The sequence below is a fragment of the Microbacterium sp. DWRC1-3 genome (assembly GCF_049896645.1).
GTDB lineage: Bacteria > Actinomycetota > Actinomycetes > Actinomycetales > Microbacteriaceae > Microbacterium > Microbacterium maritypicum.
Map to the genome: position 1 here is coordinate 593,569 of NZ_JAFCUS010000001.1, position 17,867 is coordinate 611,435.

At 67.8% G+C, this 17,867-nt stretch carries 17 protein-coding genes and 1 tRNA gene; 8 read left to right on the forward strand and 10 right to left on the reverse strand.

The features are described 5' to 3' along the window. The first annotated feature begins 90 nt into the window (after nucleotides 1-90). Complete coding sequence (locus ACP699_RS02855; RefSeq protein WP_426169028.1) at nucleotides 91-720, forward strand: hypothetical protein; 630 nt, start codon at nucleotides 91-93, stop codon at nucleotides 718-720. Nucleotides 721-833: 113 nt separating this feature from the next. Here ACP699_RS02855 and ACP699_RS02860 read toward each other — a convergent pair whose 3' ends face one another. The 3 genes from ACP699_RS02860 to ACP699_RS02870 form a co-directional block, all read right to left on the reverse strand. Beyond that, on the reverse strand, nucleotides 834-1,742 hold the full coding sequence (locus tag ACP699_RS02860) for a DUF6301 family protein (RefSeq protein WP_426169031.1): 909 nt from the start codon (nucleotides 1,740-1,742) through the stop codon (nucleotides 834-836). Nucleotides 1,743-1,823: 81 nt separating this feature from the next. Continuing rightward, nucleotides 1,824-1,897 (reverse strand) — tRNA-Ile (locus ACP699_RS02865). A gap of 28 nt (nucleotides 1,898-1,925) precedes the next feature. Then, on the reverse strand, nucleotides 1,926-2,462 hold the full coding sequence (locus tag ACP699_RS02870) for a gamma carbonic anhydrase family protein (RefSeq protein ID WP_055868357.1): 537 nt from the start codon (nucleotides 2,460-2,462) through the stop codon (nucleotides 1,926-1,928). A 130-nt stretch (nucleotides 2,463-2,592) separates the two neighbouring features. Here ACP699_RS02870 and ACP699_RS02875 point away from each other — a divergent pair, with 130 nt between their 5' ends. Beyond that, nucleotides 2,593-3,078, forward strand: coding sequence for a Dps family protein (locus ACP699_RS02875; protein WP_017830662.1), 486 nt, complete (start codon nucleotides 2,593-2,595; stop codon nucleotides 3,076-3,078). A 76-nt stretch (nucleotides 3,079-3,154) separates the two neighbouring features. Here ACP699_RS02875 and ACP699_RS02880 read toward each other — a convergent pair whose 3' ends face one another. Genes ACP699_RS02880 through ACP699_RS02900 form a run of 5 tightly spaced genes read right to left on the reverse strand, consistent with a single transcriptional unit; the run spans nucleotide 3,155 to nucleotide 8,039 of the window. Then, a complete protein-coding gene (locus ACP699_RS02880; protein WP_302792341.1) occupies nucleotides 3,155-4,651 on the reverse strand; it encodes an amidohydrolase in 1,497 nt (498 codons plus the stop codon). Continuing rightward, nucleotides 4,648-5,292, reverse strand: a complete 645-nt coding sequence (locus ACP699_RS02885) for an FMN-binding negative transcriptional regulator (RefSeq protein WP_055868364.1) — start codon at nucleotides 5,290-5,292, stop codon at nucleotides 4,648-4,650. The genes ACP699_RS02880 and ACP699_RS02885 overlap by 4 nt, the downstream gene beginning before the upstream one ends. A gap of 38 nt (nucleotides 5,293-5,330) precedes the next feature. Next, the gene (locus tag ACP699_RS02890; RefSeq protein WP_055872560.1) at nucleotides 5,331-6,329 is read right to left on the reverse strand and encodes an Fpg/Nei family DNA glycosylase; all 999 of its coding nucleotides are present in this window, start codon (nucleotides 6,327-6,329) and stop codon (nucleotides 5,331-5,333) included. A gap of 1 nt (nucleotide 6,330) precedes the next feature. Continuing rightward, nucleotides 6,331-6,816, reverse strand: a complete 486-nt coding sequence (locus ACP699_RS02895) for a ribose-5-phosphate isomerase (protein WP_426169038.1) — start codon at nucleotides 6,814-6,816, stop codon at nucleotides 6,331-6,333. Between the two features lie 38 nt (nucleotides 6,817-6,854). Beyond that, entirely contained in the window at nucleotides 6,855-8,039 is a 1,185-nt protein-coding gene (locus ACP699_RS02900; protein ID WP_302792348.1) for a ferrochelatase, read from the reverse strand. A gap of 179 nt (nucleotides 8,040-8,218) precedes the next feature. Between ACP699_RS02900 and pepN the strand changes: the two genes are divergently transcribed. The 5 genes from pepN (at nucleotide 8,219) to ACP699_RS02925 (ending at nucleotide 15,711) form a co-directional block, all read left to right on the forward strand. Beyond that, the gene (gene pepN, locus ACP699_RS02905; protein ID WP_055872562.1) at nucleotides 8,219-10,771 is read left to right on the forward strand and encodes an aminopeptidase N; all 2,553 of its coding nucleotides are present in this window, start codon (nucleotides 8,219-8,221) and stop codon (nucleotides 10,769-10,771) included. 147 nt (nucleotides 10,772-10,918) lie between these two features. Continuing rightward, nucleotides 10,919-11,992 (forward strand): mechanosensitive ion channel family protein, encoded by a 1,074-nt coding sequence (locus ACP699_RS02910; RefSeq protein WP_417540624.1) that lies wholly within the window; start codon nucleotides 10,919-10,921, stop codon nucleotides 11,990-11,992. Continuing rightward, nucleotides 11,989-12,438: a globin gene (locus ACP699_RS02915; RefSeq protein WP_426169044.1), complete on the forward strand. Its 450-nt coding sequence runs from the start codon at nucleotides 11,989-11,991 to the stop codon at nucleotides 12,436-12,438. The genes ACP699_RS02910 and ACP699_RS02915 overlap by 4 nt, the downstream gene beginning before the upstream one ends. Further along, a complete protein-coding gene (locus tag ACP699_RS02920; RefSeq protein WP_151486331.1) occupies nucleotides 12,435-14,099 on the forward strand; it encodes an FAD-binding dehydrogenase in 1,665 nt (554 codons plus the stop codon). Before ACP699_RS02915 ends, ACP699_RS02920 begins: the two co-directional genes overlap by 4 nt. Nucleotides 14,100-14,238: 139 nt before the next feature. After that, on the forward strand, nucleotides 14,239-15,711 hold the full coding sequence (locus ACP699_RS02925; RefSeq protein WP_426169048.1) for a serine hydrolase domain-containing protein: 1,473 nt from the start codon (nucleotides 14,239-14,241) through the stop codon (nucleotides 15,709-15,711). On the opposite strand, the gene ACP699_RS02930 is transcribed toward ACP699_RS02925, so the two are convergent. After that, nucleotides 15,690-16,355, reverse strand: coding sequence for a hypothetical protein (locus tag ACP699_RS02930; protein ID WP_426169051.1), 666 nt, complete (start codon nucleotides 16,353-16,355; stop codon nucleotides 15,690-15,692). The two genes, ACP699_RS02925 and ACP699_RS02930, sit on opposite strands and share 22 nt — an antisense overlap. Before the next feature lie 50 nt (nucleotides 16,356-16,405). Here ACP699_RS02930 and ACP699_RS02935 point away from each other — a divergent pair, with 50 nt between their 5' ends. Further along, a complete protein-coding gene (locus tag ACP699_RS02935) occupies nucleotides 16,406-17,296 on the forward strand; it encodes an acyl-CoA thioesterase (RefSeq protein WP_426169054.1) in 891 nt (296 codons plus the stop codon). Between the two features lie 84 nt (nucleotides 17,297-17,380). Here the strand turns inward: ACP699_RS02935 and ACP699_RS02940 are convergent, their stop codons facing one another. Next, the gene (locus tag ACP699_RS02940) at nucleotides 17,381-17,866 is read right to left on the reverse strand and encodes an acyl-CoA thioesterase (protein WP_055868397.1); all 486 of its coding nucleotides are present in this window, start codon (nucleotides 17,864-17,866) and stop codon (nucleotides 17,381-17,383) included. Between the last annotated feature and the right edge of the window lies 1 nt (nucleotide 17,867).

The following is a 17,867-nucleotide window of genomic DNA, read 5'->3' on the forward strand; positions in this document are numbered from 1 at the left end:
GTCGACCTGCCGTCGTGCAGATGCCGTGACGACGATCGCGAGACCTGCCACCTGTCGGACACGCGAGAATAGTGGAGAAGGGATGGTCAGATGAGTTTCGCCCCGTTGAGGTCCACACACCGCAATCTGTATTCCTGGTTCGCCACGCGCCCTGATCTGTTCGCGTCGGAGTCGTCACCGCGCAAGAGGGCGGTCTGGACCGTCGTCGCCGTGGTCATGGTCGTCTTGTCAGTGGTGATCTACCTCAATGCGGAGGCGACCGTTGAGCTCCTCGGGGGCCGGGTGAAGGGCGGCCTGGCGATCGCCGGCGCGTTCGCGCTCCCCCCGGTGCTGGTGGTCGTCAGCATCGTGATGATCTTCGTCGGCTCTCGCCGATGGCGGGTCAAGGGAGGTGGTGTGCTGACGAATCCGGTGATCTACGGCGTCGACGGCTCGTTCCCGATACGCCCGCTTCTTGAGGCGATCCGGAACGGGCGCACCGACGCTGCCGAGATCACCGAGGGTTTCGCTGCTGCGCAGGACAGCCTCGGAGACGACCTGCTCCTCTCGATCTGGTCATCTGACGCTGACCGGATCATGTACGTCGGTGTACTCCGGGTCGACGGCGACGCGGTGTGGTTGGACGAACAGCCTTTCCGTGTCGGCGGGGCAGACTACTTCGACGCGAAGGCTCTCGCCGCGGCCGCCTCGCGGCGCCCACCCCGCGTGGCAGGCGCCTGACCGCACCTCTTCCGGCAGGGCAGTGGATCAGCGCACAGCGACGAGGAAGACCCGATCGCAGACCTCACGGAGCGCACGGCGCAAGCGGCTCTCGAACTCACTGCCGTCGGCCATCAACGGTTGCCGCTCTTGCGTGAGAGCTCGGCGCCCTGAGGCGTCTCGTACATCGCCGTGAGCCCCTTGGGCAGGAAGGTGAACTCGATCCGAGCTCCGCCGGCGACATCCCAGTGCGCCGCCACGGTGTCCTCGAAGTCCGTCATCGTCGGCGTGCCCCAGCGGCTCTCACCTTCGCGGACCATCAGCGTGAAGGCGTCGCCGAGGAAGGCCGTGGATTCCGGCGTCACATCGCGGATCATGTCGGACACGTCGAGACTCAGATCCATCATCACGTTCTTGTGGTCGATCATCATCACATCGGTGACCGTGAACCCCGACACGGTGTTCATCAGATAAGAGGTGCCGTCTTCGACCTCGATCGTCCACCCGAAGCGATCGACGGCCAACTTCTGCGCCTCGTCCCGCGTCAGCGGCCAGGACGCGCTCGCCCAAAATTCCATGGTGTCGCACAGCTCAGCGGCATTCATCGCCTTCCACGCCACGGCTTGGAGCGGGTGGCGCGTCGCCGTCGCGTCGAGCCCTTCCGCATCGACCCAGCGCTGCCAGCCGTCACGGACGTTCCCGTCCCACCCGTCGCCCCAGACGAAACGACTGTCGGAGGTCCCGATGAGCACCTGTCCATCGCGCATCTGACTCGCCTGGTACTCGCCGCCATCGAGCCGCACTGTCCACCACCAGCGAGCGAGCTGATCCACCACAGAGACAGGCACCCGGATCAGATCGGCAGAGTCCGCACGGTCGACCGACACTTCAGGGGTCCCAGCGGGCACATCCGCTCGGCGCGCGGTGACATAGTCGACAGGGGCGCCCAATGTTCCGGCCTGCGTGATGGACAGGAGTGCGACCTCGACACCGCCGATGTGGCCGAAGAGCCCCGGTGGGTGAGCCGTGCTGTGTTCTGTCATCGTCTTCCTCAGGGCGGGGCTTCAGCCATGGTGCCGGCACGGGAGTGCGGGCGGTGGTGTGGCGCTCGGCGAGAGTTCGAGTAGGGCGGGCGGGACTTGAACCCGCGATCGTTGGGTTATGAGCCCACTGCCTTAACCAGCTTGGCCACCGCCCCGTACCCTTTCAGCCTAGCGGCCGGGCGCTCACACCCGCGTAGCCGCGGAATGCGTCTGCGAGTGCCCGAGGTAGATGTCGGCGTTGGCGATGAGCCCCGCGCGTTCCTCGTCGGTGAGGGCCCGTCGCACCTTCGCGGGGACGCCCGCGACGAGAGAACCGGGAGGGATCTCCGTCCCCCCGAGCACGACCGCTCCCCCCGCGATGAGGCAGCCGTCACCGATCACCGCGCCGCTGAGGATGACCGATCCCATCCCGACCAGTGTGCCGTCGCCGATCGTGCAGCCGTGGACGACCGCGTTGTGGCCCACCGACACCTTCGAGCCGATCACGACGGGGTGACCCGAGTCCACGTGGACCGAGACGTTGTCCTGCACGTTGGAGCCCGGTCCGATGACGATCCCCGCGGAATCTCCCCGGAGGACGGCGTTGTACCAGACGCTGCATCCGGCGGCGAGGGAGACGTCGCCGACGATGCGCGCGCCGTCGGCGACGAACGCCGTCGCGTCGATCGACGGTGTGGTGTTCGGCAGGGAGAGGACAGAGGCTCCGGACGCGATGCTCATGAGGGGAGACTACCCTCACTTCCGCGGAATCACGCGGAAGTGAGCCGAGCCTCAGCTTGCTTGCGGAATGTCTGAGGCTGAGTAGCGTTGTCTCCATCAGATACGAGTAACCGTTCCGGAGGAGCACAAGATGAGCAAGGCACAGACCGTTTCCACTACCGCCATCGACCCGACCGTGGCTGCAGGGGCGGCCCAGTTCCTCTCCCCTGTCGTCCTCGGCCTGCAGGCGCTGACCGTCAACGGCAAGCAGGCCCACTGGCACGTGCGTGGCGCGAACTTCATCGGCGTCCACGAGCTGCTCGACACCATCGTCGCCCACGCCGGCGACTTCGCCGACACGGCCGCTGAGCGGATCGTCGCGCTGGGACTCCCGATCGACGCACGAGTGAGCGCTGTCGCCGACAAGGCGGGATCCACCTCGGTCGCGGCCGGCTTCGCCCAGTCCGACGAGCTGATCCGCGCCGTCATCTCGGACATCGACGCCATCCTGGTCGACGTCAAGGCGGCTGTCGAAGGACTCGACGAGGTCGACCTCACCAGCCAGGACGTCGCGATCGAGATCCAGCGCGGTCTCGAGAAGGACCGTTGGTTCCTCGTCTCGCACATCGCTGCGTGATCTCAGATATCGCCTGACCTGAGAAGGGGCGGTGCTCGGTTCTCCGAGCACCGCCCCTTCTTCGTTGCAGGAACGATCAGAGGACGTGTGTGACGTACCCCGCGAGAAGGGTGGAGACGATGGGCATGGACCGCAGCCCCTCCCCCGTCGCCGCTCGAGGATCCGCGGCGCACAGCACGATGTCGGCGGGTTCGCCGGGACGCAGCGACGAACGAACGCTCGCCTCGAGCGCCTGGTCGACGGTGATCCGCTCCTCCGGATGCCAGGCGGCCCGATCGTCGTCGGTGCGCGACACCGCGGCTGAGATGGCGTGCCAGGGGTCGAGCTCGGCGACCGGTGCATCCGACCCGAAGCGCAACTGCGCACCGGCGTCACGCAACGAGGCGAGCGGGTAGCCGATGGCGGTCTGCTCGGCCCAGTGACGATCCACCAGGTCACGGTCGTCCACGGCATGCTGCGGCTGGACGCTGGCGATCACGCCCAGACGGGCGAAACGGGCGAGATCGGTGTGCCGCACGAGCTGCACGTGCTCGATCGAGCCGACGGCGCCCGTCGTGGTGAACGCGTCGAGAGCAGAAGTGATCGCCCGGTCGCCGATCGCGTGCACGGCCACGCCCAGCCCCGCACCGGTCGCACGGGTGAGGAGTGCGACGAGCTCGTCCGACGGCACGGTGAGCATCCCGAAGTTGTCGGGATCGCCCGGATACGAGTGCGAACACGCTGCCGTTCGTGTGCCCAGAGAACCGTCCGTGATGACCTTGAGAGGTCCGACATGCACGAGCCCTCGTGCGGGAGCCGGGACATCGCCCTCTTCGCGGAGCTCTCCGGTGCGCAGCCCGGCACTGATCGCCCGTTCGAGGTCGAAGGGGTACATCGCGAACTCGACGCGATGCGAGGAGAAACCGGCCTGGACCCGTCGCGGCCAGGCTTCCGCACTCCACGCCATGTCGAAGTCGACGAGCCCGGTGATACCGCGTGCGGCCGCCTGTTCGCCTGCACGCATCATCGCGCGATCGCCGTGGGCGGCGTCGACGGCGTTGAGGCGCCGCGAGATCTCGAAGGCGTCGGTCTCGCGCAGCACGCCGTCCTCACTGCGGAAACCTTCGCGCGCGAGAGCCGTGCTGTTCAACCAGACGCTGTGGACATCGGCGTTGATGAGATACGTCGGAACATCGCCGGTCGCGGCGTCCAGGAGCTCGAGGGAGGGCCGATCCGACCAGAGCGCATCACGGAAGCCGGTCCCGACGCGTCGTCCATCCGGCAGCGGGGCGATGCCCCTCATCGCCGCAGCGGCGCCGGCGGCGGATTCCGCCCCGCCGAGCGGCGCCCGCTCCGATGTCAGCGCCCACTGGACCGTGTGGACGTGGTTGTCCCAGAGCCCGGGAACGGCCCACGCGCCGTCGGCGTCGATGACCGCGCCGCGTGCCGGCAGAGCACCCGTCGGAGCGATGTCGACGATGCGCCCGTCGGCGATGAAGATATCCACGGGCTCTTCATCCATGAGGAACTCGCGCCCAGGACCGGCGATGCGCACGCCGGTGATCGTGTCGATCGCCACTCCACGTTCGGTCACTGCTGTCGTCCTCCTCGGCGCGCATCCTGCGCGCGTCGCATCTCCGCGGCGAGAGCCGGGTTCGAATACGGTCCGTCGGTCGAGAGCGCGGCGATGACCGTCTCGATCGTCTCCGGCGGTTTGTTCTGGCTGAGCTTCCTCTTGGCGACGACGCGGGTCGGCCGCAACCGGAAGCCCACGGTTCCCGAGGCGAGGCGCTCGATGTAGGCCGGGTCGTTGGGGCGTTCCCACATCCGTCGCGGCTCGGGCATCCGGGCTTCGAAGCGTGCCACGAGCTGATCCAGCACGACGAGGTTCTCTTCATCGGTCAGGATCTCGGGCACGCCGGCCAGGTGCACCGCGGTGTAGTTCCAGGTCGGCACCGCAGGGACATCGCCGTACCAGCCGGGCGAGACGTAGCCGTGCGGGCCCTGGAACACCACGAGCATCTCTCGGTGCCCCATCCCGTGGATGAGGTCGTCCGGGCGCCCGACGTGTCCCACGACGGTGAGGTCGTCGCACGCGTCGTCGAGCAGCACGGCGTAGTGGGAGGCGACGAGTCCGTCATCGCCTGCGCTCATGATCGTCGCCCAGGGATTCGCCTCGATGACACGGCGGATCTCGGTCTCATCGGCCAGCGTGAAGCTGGGGTTCTGTCGCATGGGATCAGCCTAGAGCGGTGCAGGGAGCTCGAGCGGGCTCACGCCTGACAACGAGGGCACCAGTAGAGCTTGCGTGCACCGATCTCCTCGAGGGCGATCTCCGTTCCGCAGATCCGACAGGGCAGTCCCGCACGGTGATACACCCAGTGCCGGTCGTCCCGATTGGCCATGGCCGCCCGGTAGTCGTCGCCCGTGAGGCCGTCCATCGTCATCATCTGGCCGGTCTCTACACCGATCGCGAGAAGGCGCACCCAGTCTGCCCAGAGCGCGCGCACGACGTCTTCCGGCACGTCCCTACCCGGAGTGTGCGGGTTCAACCGCTGGCGGAAGAGCATCTCTGCCCGATACACGTTGCCGATCCCGCTCACGACCGACTGGTCCATCAGCAGCAGCGCGATGACCGTCGACTTCTTCTTGACGGCGCGAACGAATCGCTCCTCGTTCTCGACCGGGTCGCCGACCAGGGGATCCGGTCCCAGCTTGGCCACCGTGGCGAGCATCTCCTCGGGAGTCTGCAGCACACAGGCGGTGGGCCCTCGAAGATCGGCCGCGGTGATATCGGTCATCAGCCGCAGACGGACCTGCCCGACGACGGGCGGGGGCCACTGCATCCCGTCGTCGGCCAGCCCCTTCGTCTGCTCCGACATCCGCACGTGCACTCGGGTGCGCCGCGGGGCCCCGATCGACGCGAGCGAGTTCTCGCCGGCTTCGTCGAGGATCGGCTGGTCGAGCACGGTCCCCCGCTGATTCGTCTGGCCCATCCGTCCGTTGGCCGAGGCGATGGTCGGGTCGACGATGATCTCACCCGCGAAATCCCACGCCCCGTACAGACCGAGATGCACCCGGAGCCACAGGTCGCCCTCCGTCTCGAGGAACATCTGCTTGCCGACGGCCTGCACGCTGACCGCCTCGCGACCGTCGAGAACGGAGGCGCCCTCGGCGAATCGTCCCTGCGGACTGGATGCGCTCAGGGTCTTTCCGACGAAGTTGCGGTCGAACTGTCGAGCGATCCGATGGACGGAATGACCCTCGGGCATCTCAGGCCCGCGGGTCCGGGAGCAGAGAGCCGTCTCGTTCGAAGTCCGCGATCTGGCCGATGCGGCGCACGTGGCGCTCTTCACCGGAGAACGGCGTCTCGATGAAGCGGTCGATGAACGACGTCACCTCGTCGTACGTGTGCTGACGGGCGCCGATGGAGATCACGTTGGCGTCGTTGTGCTCTCGCGCGAGTTCCGCCGTCGACAGATTCCAGACGAGTGCCGCACGCACGCCCTCGACCTTGTTCGCGGCGATCTGCTCACCGTTGCCCGAGCCGCCGAAGACGACACCCAGTGCGTCCACGCCGGCACGCTGGTCGGCGATGACCGCCTGCGCCGCTCGGATGCAGAAGGCGGGGTAGTCGTCGACAGCGTCGTACTCGATCGGCCCGTGATCGACGACATCGTGTCCGGCAGCGCGCAGATGTCCCTGCAGCTGGGTGGAGAAGTCGAGTCCCGCGTGGTCGGTGGCGATGTGGATGCGCATGATTCCCATCCTAGAAGCGTGCGCGGGTCAGCGAGAGGTCACGGGGCGACACCGGCAGCGGCCGGCTTGAAGCCCGCGCGGATGTTCTCGCAGCAGCCGGGCCGGCAGACATCGAAGCCCCCGGGGAGAGAGGTCACGTGCGCACGCTCTTCGTTGGGGCGTCCCTGGAGGCGCTCCTCGATCAGGTCGACGATGCCGGAGACGAATGCCGGCGACACTCCAGGAGTCGGAGTGCGTGTGAAGGAGAGGCCCGCTTCCTCCGCAGCCTCCGCCGCCTCGGTGTCGAGGTCCCACAGCACCTCCATGTGGTCGCTCATGAATCCGACCGGGACGACGGCGACGGCCTTGCGGCCACGATCGGGCAGCTCGCCGATCACATCGCACACGTCCGGCTCGAGCCAGGGCTGCGATGCGGGGCCGGAGCGGGACTGGTACACGAGTTCCCACGACACATCGGCGGCCGCCGGAACGGTCTGGCGAACGCGGTCCATGACCCACGCGGCGACGGCGAGGTGCTGCGCGGCGTATGCGCCACCCTCTCCCCATTCGATGTCCCGGGCTCCGGAACGCTCGGCGTCGGCGGTCGGGATGCTGTGGGTCGAGAACAGGATCTGGATGTCCGCTGCCGCGATGCCCTCGGCGAGGAAGCCCTCGACAGCCTCACGCACGCCGGTCTCGAAAGCCTCGACGAAGCCGGGGTGATCGTAGAACGGACGAATCTTGTCGATCGTCACCGTCTCACCCAGACCGGTCTCCTCCAGGACGCGGGCGAAGTCCTCGCGATACTGGCGGCAGCTGGAGAACGAGCTGTAGGCGCTGGTGGCGAAGGCGAGGAGGGTGTTGTGACCGTTGGCCGAGGCCTCGGTCACGACCTCTTCGAGGTACGGGGCCCAGTTGCGGTTGCCCCAGTAGACGGGGAGCGTGATCCCGCGCTCGATGAGGGCCTTCTCCAGCGCCTCCTTGAGGACGCGGTTCTGGCCGTTGATCGGGCTCACCCCGCCGAAGTGGCGATAGTGGTGCGCGACCTCCTCGAGCCGTTCGTCGGGGATTCCCCGACCGCGCGTCACGTTCCTGAGGAACGGGATCACATCCTCCTGGCCCTCCGGCCCGCCGAACCCGGCGAGCAGGATCGCGTCGTAGGCGGCAGGCGTGTTCACGTAAGGGGCACCACCGGCGGTAGCAGGCGAGGCAAAGGGGACGACATTCGGCTCGATCGCAGTCACGCATCCATCTTCCCACCTCGGAGGGGTCCGGGCGTGCGCGCACGCGTCGTTTCCCGACGTCGCGCTCCCGTGGCCGATGCGAGGAGGCATCCGTCGCGAAGGCGTAGGCTGTCATGGTTGCCGTCGGCGCCAACTGCGCCCAGCCCCGGTGACATCCCCTCACCCCTGGGAGTACAGCTGTGCCTGGAGAGAACCTCACCCGTATCGAAGCGCAGGAGCGCCGCGACGTCATCGACACGCAGTCGTATGAGGTCGCCCTCGATCTGACGAAGGGCCCCGAGGTGTTCGGCTCCCGCAGCGTGGTGCGCTTCACCGCGACGCCGGAGGGCTTCACCTTCATCGACCTGATCGCCCGCGACGTGCGCGAGATCTCGCTCAACGGCGAGCAGCTCGACCCGAACGAGGTCTTCGCCGACTCGCGCATCGCGCTCACCGGTCTGCAGGCCGAGAACGTCCTCGTCGTGGACGCCGACTGCGAGTACACGAACACCGGAGAAGGGCTCCACCGCTTCGTCGACCCCGTGGACGGGGAGGTCTATCTCTACTCCCAGTTCGAGGTGCCCGACTCGCGTCGTGTCTTCGCCGTCTTCGAGCAGCCCGACCTCAAGGCGACGTTCCAGTTCACGGTGACGGCCCCTGCCGCATGGAAGGTCGTCTCCAACTCCCCCACCCCCGAGCCCATCGTCCATGACGACGACGTCACCGCCACGTGGGGCTTCGAGCCGACCCCGCGTATCTCCTCGTACATCACGGCGCTCGTCGCCGGCCCGTACGAGTCGACCTTCTCGGAGCTCACCAGCGCCTCCGGACGTGTCATCCCCCTGGGCGTGTACGGCCGCAAGAGCCTGTGGCAGCACCTCGATGCCGATTACATCTTCGACAAGACCCGCGAGGGCTTCGCCTACTTCGAGTCGAAGTTCGGTGTCCCGTACCCCTTCGCCAAGTACGACCAGCTCTTCGTGCCGGAGTTCAACGCCGGCGCGATGGAGAACGCCGGTGCCGTCACCTTCACCGAGACCTACGTGTTCCGCAGCAAGGTCACCGACGCGGTCAAGGAGCGTCGCGTCGTCACGATCCTGCACGAGTTGGCGCACATGTGGTTCGGTGACCTCGTCACCATGAAGTGGTGGAACGACCTCTGGCTCAACGAGTCGTTCGCCGAGTGGGCGTCGACCATCGCCACCGCCGAGGCCACCGAGTGGACAGAAGCCTGGACGACCTTCAACGCCATGGAGAAGACCTGGGCCTACCGCCAGGACCAGCTCCCCTCCACCCACCCGATCGTCGCCGAGATCAACGACCTCGAAGACGTGCAGGTCAACTTCGACGGCATCACCTACGCCAAGGGCGGCTCGGTCCTCAAGCAGCTGGCCGCGTGGGTAGGCATCGAGGCGTTCTTCGCCGGAGTCTCGCAGTACTTCCAGAAGCACTCCTGGGGCAACACCGAGCTGAGCGACCTGCTCTCCGAGCTCGAAGCCACCAGTGGCCGCGACCTCAGCACGTGGTCGAAGAAGTGGCTCGAGACCGCGGGCGTCAACACGCTCGAGCCCGTCATCGCCGAGAGCCACGACGGCACCATCTCGCGCTTCGCGATCACGCAGACCGCCCCGGCGGACTACCCGACGATCCGTCCGCACCGCCTCGGCATCGGCTTCTACACGCTCACGGACGGCTCGCTCACCCGCACCCACTACCTCGAGGTCGACGTCGACGGCGACCGCACCGAGGTGCCCGAGCTGCAGGGCCTCGCCCGCCCCGACCTCGTGCTGCTCAACGACAACGACCTCGCCTACGCGAAGATCCGCCTCGACGAGAAGTCGCTCGCCACGGCGATCGCCCACCTCGCCGACATCCACGACCCGCTCGCCCGCTCGCTCGTGTGGGGTGCCGCGTGGGACCAGACCCGCGACGCCGAGACCGGCGCTTCGGAGTACATCGACCTCGTGCTGGGCAACATCGGCCGCGAGACCGAGTCGACGACCGTGCGCACCACGCTGAGCCAGCTGCGCACCGCGGCGACTCTCTACGTCGTCCCCGCGGATCGCGAGGCGGCACGACTCAAGGTCGCCGACGGCCTGTGGAGCCTCGCAGAGGCCGCGGAGCCGGGGAGCGACAGCCAGCTGCAGTTCGTCACCGCGTTCGCGAACGCCCTGGTCACCCCGGAGCACGCCGGCATCGTCGGGCGTCTGCGCTCCGGTGAGGACACGCTGCCCGGGCTCGAGGTCGACGCCGACCTGAACTGGCAGCTCCTCGTCGGGCTGGCATCGATCGGCGCGACCGATGCCGCGACGATCGATGCCGCCCTCGCGGCCGACAACACGGCCAAGGGCGGAGAGTTCGCCGCTCAGGCCCGTGCCTCGCTCCCGGATTCGGCATCGAAGAAGGCCGCGTGGGCGTCGCTCATCGAACGCGACGACGCCCCCAACACGATCGTCCGCTCCGCAGCGCTCGGGTTCACGCACCCGGCCGGCGCCGCAGTGCTGGGCGAGTTCGTACCGGCCTACTTCGACATGCTGCTCCCGGTCTGGGAATCGCGCACCTACCAGATCGCGCAGTACCTGATCGTCGGACTCTTCCCCACGGCTCTGGCCGACGTCGCGCTGCGCGATGCGACCCGTGGCTGGCTCGCCGCCCACCAGGACGCGGCGCCCGCGCTGCGCCGTCTCGTGCTCGAGAACCTGGCGGACGTGGAGCGCGCTCTGGCCGCACAGGCGCGCGACGCCGAGGACTGATCCCGAAGCACCCCTGAAGACGGAGACCATCGGTCCCGCACTCGCCGTGTCCATGAACGACACCGCGAGACGGGACGGGTGGTCTCCGTTCTCGTCGGGCACATCCACCCAGCCCGCGCAGAGACCCGATCGCTAGGATCGTGAGTGATGATTCTCCCCTTCGCTGACACCGACCCATCCGCGGAAATCCCCCTCCCCGATTGGGTGAAGGCGCTGCTCGTCTGGCTAGGTGAGGCCGGTATGAAGGCCCTCACCGTCGCGATCATCATCGCCAGCTGTGTCGTGATCGGCCTCGTTCTGCGCATAGTCATCCGACGTGTCGTGCACCGTATCGTCGACAGCGCCAAGAACAAGGCGTCGGTCGACGACACGCAGGCCCTCGAACGATCCCCCCTCGCCGACATGCGCCTCGTGCAGCGCACGCGCACGCTGGGGACGATCCTGCAGAACATCGTCAACGTGATGCTCGTCGTCATCGCAATCGTGCTCATCGTGAACGCGATCGACAACAGCCTCCTCGGCTCCCTGACCCTCCTGACCGCTGCCGTCGGCGCCGGCCTCGGCTTCGGCGCCCAGAACATCGTCAAGGACGTGCTCAACGGCATGTTCATCGTCGCCGAAGACCAGATCGGCATCGGCGACGTGGTCGATCTCGGTCTCGCGAGCGGCGTCGTCGAGTACGTCAGCGTGCGCATCACCCAGGTGCGCGACGTCAACGGCACCCTCTGGTACGTGCGCAACGGCGAGGTCACCCGCATCGGCAACATGTCGCAGGGCTGGGCGCGCTCCATCATCGACCTGGGCGTCCCCGCCGACTCCGACCTGGAGCAGGTCGAGCACATCATGCTCGAGACGGCGCAGGGGCTGGCGAAGGATCCGAAGTGGCGTACGCGCATCATCGAGAAGCCGGAGCTGTGGGGGCTCGAGTCCATCGACGGCGATGCGCTCGTGGTGCGCATCGTGATCAAGGCCCGCGCCAACGCGAAGGACGACGTCGCCCAGGAGCTGCGGCGTCGACTGCGCGCCGCACTGCTCGAGAAGGAGATCGGCGTTCCGCGCATGGTCGACGTCGTGCCGACGGGCCTCGACGGGGCGCGTCGCGTGCGCGGAGCGAATCCGCCCAAGACCCGGCCGAATGCCGTGACCGGCGTCCCGATCATTCCCGACCGCGGGATCTGGCGCCGCAAAAAGCCGAACGACGACGGGAGCACCCAGAAGTGACCTTCTACGACGAGATCGGCGGGCACGACACGTTCGCGAAGATCGTCTCGGTGTTCTACCGCGAGGTCGCGCTCGACCCGGTGATGAAGCCGATGTACCCCGAAGAAGACCTGGGCCCCGCGGAGGATCGCCTGCGGATGTTCCTCGAGCAGTACTGGGGCGGTCCCACGACCTACGGCGAGACGCGCGGACACCCGCGGCTCCGTATGCGGCACATGCCCTTCCGCATCGACGCGGACGCGCGCGATCGTTGGCTTCGTCACATGCGGACAGCTGTGGACGAGGCGCAGTTGTCCCCCCTGCACGAAACCACGCTGTGGGACTACCTGGAGCGGGCCGCCTATGCCATGGTGAACTCACTCGAGCCTTCCGGGATCGGTGCCGGTCCGGGTGGTCGCCCGACGCTCGAGGCCCGATCACGTCAGGAATCAACGGAGAGCTCATGACGACGACACCCCTGTCTGCAGATGTCCTTGTGATCGGATGGGGGTTGGCCGGCCTCGTCGCGGCGGCGGAGGCACTCGATGCCGGGCGGCGCGTCATCCTGGTGGATCAGGAGCCGCGCACGAATCTCGGCGGTCAGGCCTGGTGGTCTTTCGGGGGCCTGTTCTTCATCGACTCCCCAGAGCAGCGACGCCTCGGCATCAAGGACTCCCTCGAACTCGCGACCCAGGACTGGTTCGGCAACGCCGGATTCGATCGCGACGAAGACGAATGGCCCCGCCGCTGGGCGCAGGCGTACCTGCAGTTCGCGGCCGGCGAGAAGCGCGCCTGGCTTCGAGAACGCGGCGTCGGCTTCTTCCCCGTCGTCGGCTGGGCGGAGCGCGGCGGCTACGGGGCGATCGGACCGGGCAACTCCGTCCCCCGCTTCCACATCACCTGGGGCACCGGACCGGGCATCGTCGCCCCCTTCGCGGCAGCCGTCGAGCAGGGCGAGCGGGACGGCCGGCTCACGATCCTTCCGCGTCACCGCGTCGGCGAGCTGACCGTCGCGGACGGCACCGTCACGGGTGCACGAGGGGACATCCTCGCAACCAGCGGTGCGGAGCGCGGGGTGCCATCGTCTCGCGAGGTGATCGGCGAGTTCCAGATCTCGGCGACCGCCACGATCGTCTGCTCAGGAGGGATCGGCGGCAACCACGACCTCGTGCGAGCAGCGTGGCCCGAACGGCTCGGCACCGCACCCGACCACATGCTCACAGGGGTGCCGGCATATGTCGACGGCTCGATGCATCGTGTGAGCGAAGTCGCCGGTGCCCGCCTGATCAACGGCGACCGCATGTGGCACTACGTCGAGGGCATCACCAACTGGGATCCGGTGTGGCCTTCGCACGGGATCCGCATCCTGCCCGGCCCCTCGTCTCTGTGGCTGGACGCTACGGGAAAGCGGCTCCCCGTGCCGCTGTTCCCCGGCTTCGACACCCTCGGCACACTCGAGCACCTGCGAACGACAGGCCACGACCACTCCTGGTTCGTCACGTCGCGTCAGATCGTCGAGAAGGAGTTCGCCCTGTCCGGCAGCGAGCAGAACCCCGACCTCACCGGGAAGGATGTCGGACTCCTCCTGAAATCCCGCCTCGCCAAGGGACCGACGGGTCCGGTGCAGTCCTTCCTCGACGAGGGCGAGGACTTCATCGTCGAGAACGATCTCGACTCGCTGCTCGAACAGATGCAGAAGCATCCTGGCGGCGAACTCCTCGACCTCGACAACGTCCGGCGCGAGGTCGAGGCTCGCGACCGCGAGATGGAGAACGACTTCACGAAGGACGCGCAGATCGGCATGCTGCGGTCGATGCGCGGCTACCGCGGCGACAAGCTCATCCGGACCGCAGCCCCGCACCGCCTTCAGGATCCTGCGGCGGGGCCGCTCGTCGCCGTGAAGCTGCATGTGCTCACGCGCAAGTCCCTCGGCGGTATCAACACCGATCTCGAAGGCCGCGCCCTGAACGCCGCAGGCGAACCGATCCCGGGTCTCTACGCGGCCGGTGAGGCGAGCGGCTTCGGCGGAGGCGGCGTGCACGGCTACCGGGCACTCGAGGGAACCTTCCTCGGCGGCTGCCTCTTCTCCGGTCGCACCGCGGGGCGCGCAGCCGCACTCGCCGTCTGAGTCGCGGGGCGAGGTCCGAGGCACGGGCCCCAGTTCTCCTGGTGGCGTCGTTCCGGGGATCCGTCGCACTTGTTCGGGGTATCCCGAAGACATGGCGTTCCACGTCGAACCGCCCGGCCGTGCTGCTTACGGTGGGCTCGTGCGCCTCCTCTTGCTCCTCGGACTCCTGTCGACACTGCTCGCGAGCTGCGCTGTTCCCACTGTCACCGCGGACACCCCGACGACTGCCTCCAGGACGGTCGAGGCGTACACGGAGACGTTCGCGACTCCCGGGATCGCCGCGGCCGTGATCTCCGACGGAGACGTCGATCTGATCGTGCGCGGTCGTGACGGCGCCGGAGCGGCGATCACGCCGGAGACGCGGTTCCGGATCGCGTCGATGAGCAAGTCGATGACGGCGACGGCGATCATGCTGCTGGTCCAGGACGGCTCAGTGGAACTCGATGACCGCGTCGTCGAGCGCCTGCCGGAGTTCACGATGGCCGATGCGAGGTACGAGCACATCACGATCCGCCAGCTGCTGTCCCATACTTCGGGATTGTCGCTGCAGACGAACGACGAGTTCGCGCTGCCCGCGCCGCGGACCACGCGGGCGGTCATCGCCGAGCTCAGGGAGCGCCGACTGGTCGCGGAACCGGGAGTGCGATTCGAATACCACAACACGAACTACTCGCTCGCCGCCCGCATCGTCGAGATCGTGTCGGGGCAGCCTCTCGATGATTTCCTTCAGGAGCGTCTCTTCGTGCCGCTGGGCATGCACGACTCGCTGAGCGTGGACGCCTGCGACCGGACTGTGGATGAGCTCGCGCCCGGCTTCTCCGTGGTGCTGGGTCTCGCGTACGTGATGCCGGAGATGCCGGGGCGTTGCGGAGGCAACGGCGGCGTGGTGTCGACGCTCGCCGACATGGTGCAGTGGCTCCGCTTCAATCAGGGCACGGTCGGTGCGGCACTGCTGGAGCGCCCGCTGCTCGACGAGCTCCACGCGGTGCAGCCCAACGCTGCACCGTATGGTCTCGGCTGGCAGCACCTCGCCCCGGATGGAGGGGATGCACCTGGCTTTGTCTCGCACGGGGGCACTCTGGCCACGTTCACCGGGTCGATGGCGTTCGCCCCCGAGACGGGGAGAGCTGTCGTTGTGCTCACGAACGGAGTCGGCTCCCCCGGCGAGCTGGCGCAGAATCTGATCGCGGAATCCGAGGGCGTGCCCCCGAAGCCCTACGAGAACCCTCTGGGCGTCGCGAACAGCATCCTGTCGGTCCTTGCCGCGGTCGCTCTGACCCTGCTCCTCGTGACGGCTCTTCGCGCTCCCCGCTGGGCGGCGGGAAGGCGGTCCGCACGGACACCGCGACTCCTGCTCCGACTCTTCCCGCTCATCCTCGTGATCGTCGCAGGGCTGGTCATCCCCCTCACTCCCGCGTTGCTCGGGGGCTCCGTCAACTGGCAGTACTGGGTGATCGACCTCTGGCTGTTCCCGCTTCTGGACCTTCTCGGCGCGGTCCTGGTGCTGGGAGGGATCAGCGCCCTCGTGAGCAGGATCGTCGCGCTGCGGCGCGGCCACGTGCTTCTGCGTCGCGGGCGGCAGGGGGCGTCTCAGCCGGCGGAGCCGGTGTGACGCACATTCGTGAGCCCTGAGGCAACCGGGCCGCGGGAGAGTACATGACCGCGCCGGAAGGCGAGTCGTGTCCATCGCCCGGATCGAGAGACGGCCACCTGTTCCTCGCCCGAGATGAAGCCCATCGCGTCCGCAGCGAAGGCGACGCCTCGCGGGATGTCACCGAGGTCCTCATCCGGCTCCCCCCAGATCGCGGCCCGGAGGGCTCGCACGGCTTCCTCTCCCGAGCCCGGCGCGGTGCCGCGGGCCACGGCGGAGATCCCCCATTGCGCCCGCTGGGCGATCACGGAGACGTCGAGCGTCGACACCGGCTCCCACCCGCCTCGAGGCGGCGCCACACCTGCCCACGCCGGCGAGAGTCCGGTGTCCGGGAGCTCGAGGCGGTGTGGCTCGTCGGTCTTCGTGAGCTGATCGACGACGACATCGCACTCGAGTTCGGGATCAGCATGCACGATGCGCATCGCGAGGATCGTCGGTGTCTGATCGAACAGGCCGTGGGGGGCGAGTGCCGCGGTCGTGAGGGCGAGTACGCCGCTCGACGCCTGCAGCCGCACTCCCTCGTCGGTGATCCTGGCCGCTCGCCCCACGAACGTCAGGACGTCTTTCGCCGTGTGGGAGTCGGCGAGGAGGAGGTGATGCGGCACGCGTTCTAAACTACCAACGGAGCGGCGCCCCGGGGCGCAGAGAGGAATCCATGAGCGCGGAAGATCACGCCATCCAGACCGTCGAGCGGCTGCTCGAGGTCCTCGATCTCGATTCGACGCAGGCACGGACGACGGAGGACATCTTCACCGGTTCCTCGCACCCGATGCCCACCGGCCGGATCTACGGCGGACAGGTTCTCGCCCAGGCGCTCTTGGCTGCAGAGCGTACCCTCCCCGAAGACCGGGCGGTACACTCGATGCACGGCTACTTCCTGCGTCCAGGCGACGCGAGTCAGGGCATCACGATCTCCGTCGACCGCATCCATGACGGACGCTCGTTCTCCACGCGTCGTGCCCAGGCCTACCAGAACGGTGTGCCCATCTTCTCGATGATCGCTTCCTTCCAGGACGCCGACCCGGGCGTCGAGCACGCACAGCCGATGCCCGATGGCATTCCCGCTCCTGAGGAACTCGCACCGGACGAGAATCGGGTTCAGGGTCTCCCCGGCGGCACCGCACGGATGCTGAGCGAGCGCGCCGCGGACATCCGCCACGTCGACTCGCCTCTGTATCTGCCGAGCGATGATGCGCGCACGCCGCAGCAGGCCGTGTGGATGCGTCTTCGCGCGCCGCTACCCGACGACCAGCGTCTGCACAGGGCGGCCCTCGCCTACCTCAGCGATATGACGATCCAGGAGTCGATTCTCCGCGCCCACGGCGTCTATTGGGCGCTCCCCGGTCTCAAGGTCGCCAGCCTCGATCACGCGATGTGGTGGCACCGGCCTGCGCGCGTGGATGAGTGGCTGCTGTACGTGCAGGAGTCGCCGAACGCCCGCGGCGGCAGAGGGCTCGCCACCGGACGTATCTTCACGCGCGACGGGGCCCTCGTGGCGAGCGTCGCCCAGGAGATCATGATCCGGGTCCCCGACGGCCAGGAGTGATGCGTCGGTCGGGAACATCCGCTCCCGACCGACGTGCCAGGCACAGTCTCACGTGCCCCTCGTAGCCCGCTGACCGAGAGCAGCTCAGCGATGGCTGTACTGGATCGACTCTCCGAGGTATGGCTCCCAGGCGTCGCGCATCTCCTGCGTGAGGCGGGTGGGGCGTCCGGTCTTCGCGTCGACGAGCACGATGATCGCCGTCGATCGCGCATAGATCTGACGAGGGTCCGCCGTCGGGTCGTTGTGCACCTCGTAGCAGACCTCGACGCTGGACCCGCCGAGCTTCCCGAACCACATCTGCACCTCGAGCGGTCGCCGCTGGTACGGCACGGGCGCGAGGTACTCGATCTCCTGGCGAGCGATGAGCGTGAGGATGCCCTCGTCGATGCCCGAGTCGAGCACTGCCGTCGAGGGTGCCTCCTCGCCGGGGCCCGCACGCCAGAATGCTCGCACACGAGCCTCCTCGAGCAGCTTCAGCATCGAGGTGTTGTTGACGTGGTTGAACGCATCCAGATCGCCCCAGCGGAGCTGGATCGGGATGTGCAGACGGGGCCCCGGCGATGCGGTCACG

Excerpts from the sequence above, each read along its gene's own strand:
- ACP699_RS02855 (WP_426169028.1), top strand. The coding sequence starts at position 91 with ATGAGTTTCGCCCCGTTGAGGTCCACACACCGCAATCTGTATTCCTGG.
- ACP699_RS02860 (WP_426169031.1), bottom strand. The coding sequence starts at position 1,742 with ATGACAGAACACAGCACGGCTCACCCACCGGGGCTCTTCGGCCACATC.
- ACP699_RS02870 (WP_055868357.1), bottom strand. The coding sequence starts at position 2,462 with ATGAGCATCGCGTCCGGAGCCTCTGTCCTCTCCCTGCCGAACACCACA.
- ACP699_RS02875 (WP_017830662.1), top strand. The coding sequence starts at position 2,593 with ATGAGCAAGGCACAGACCGTTTCCACTACCGCCATCGACCCGACCGTG.
- ACP699_RS02885 (WP_055868364.1), bottom strand. The coding sequence starts at position 5,292 with ATGCGACAGAACCCCAGCTTCACGCTGGCCGATGAGACCGAGATCCGC.
- ACP699_RS02890 (WP_055872560.1), bottom strand. The coding sequence starts at position 6,329 with ATGCCCGAGGGTCATTCCGTCCATCGGATCGCTCGACAGTTCGACCGC.
- ACP699_RS02895 (WP_426169038.1), bottom strand. The coding sequence starts at position 6,816 with ATGCGCATCCACATCGCCACCGACCACGCGGGACTCGACTTCTCCACC.
- ACP699_RS02910 (WP_417540624.1), top strand. The coding sequence starts at position 10,919 with ATGATTCTCCCCTTCGCTGACACCGACCCATCCGCGGAAATCCCCCTC.
- ACP699_RS02920 (WP_151486331.1), top strand. The coding sequence starts at position 12,435 with ATGACGACGACACCCCTGTCTGCAGATGTCCTTGTGATCGGATGGGGG.
- ACP699_RS02935 (WP_426169054.1), top strand. The coding sequence starts at position 16,406 with ATGAGCGCGGAAGATCACGCCATCCAGACCGTCGAGCGGCTGCTCGAG.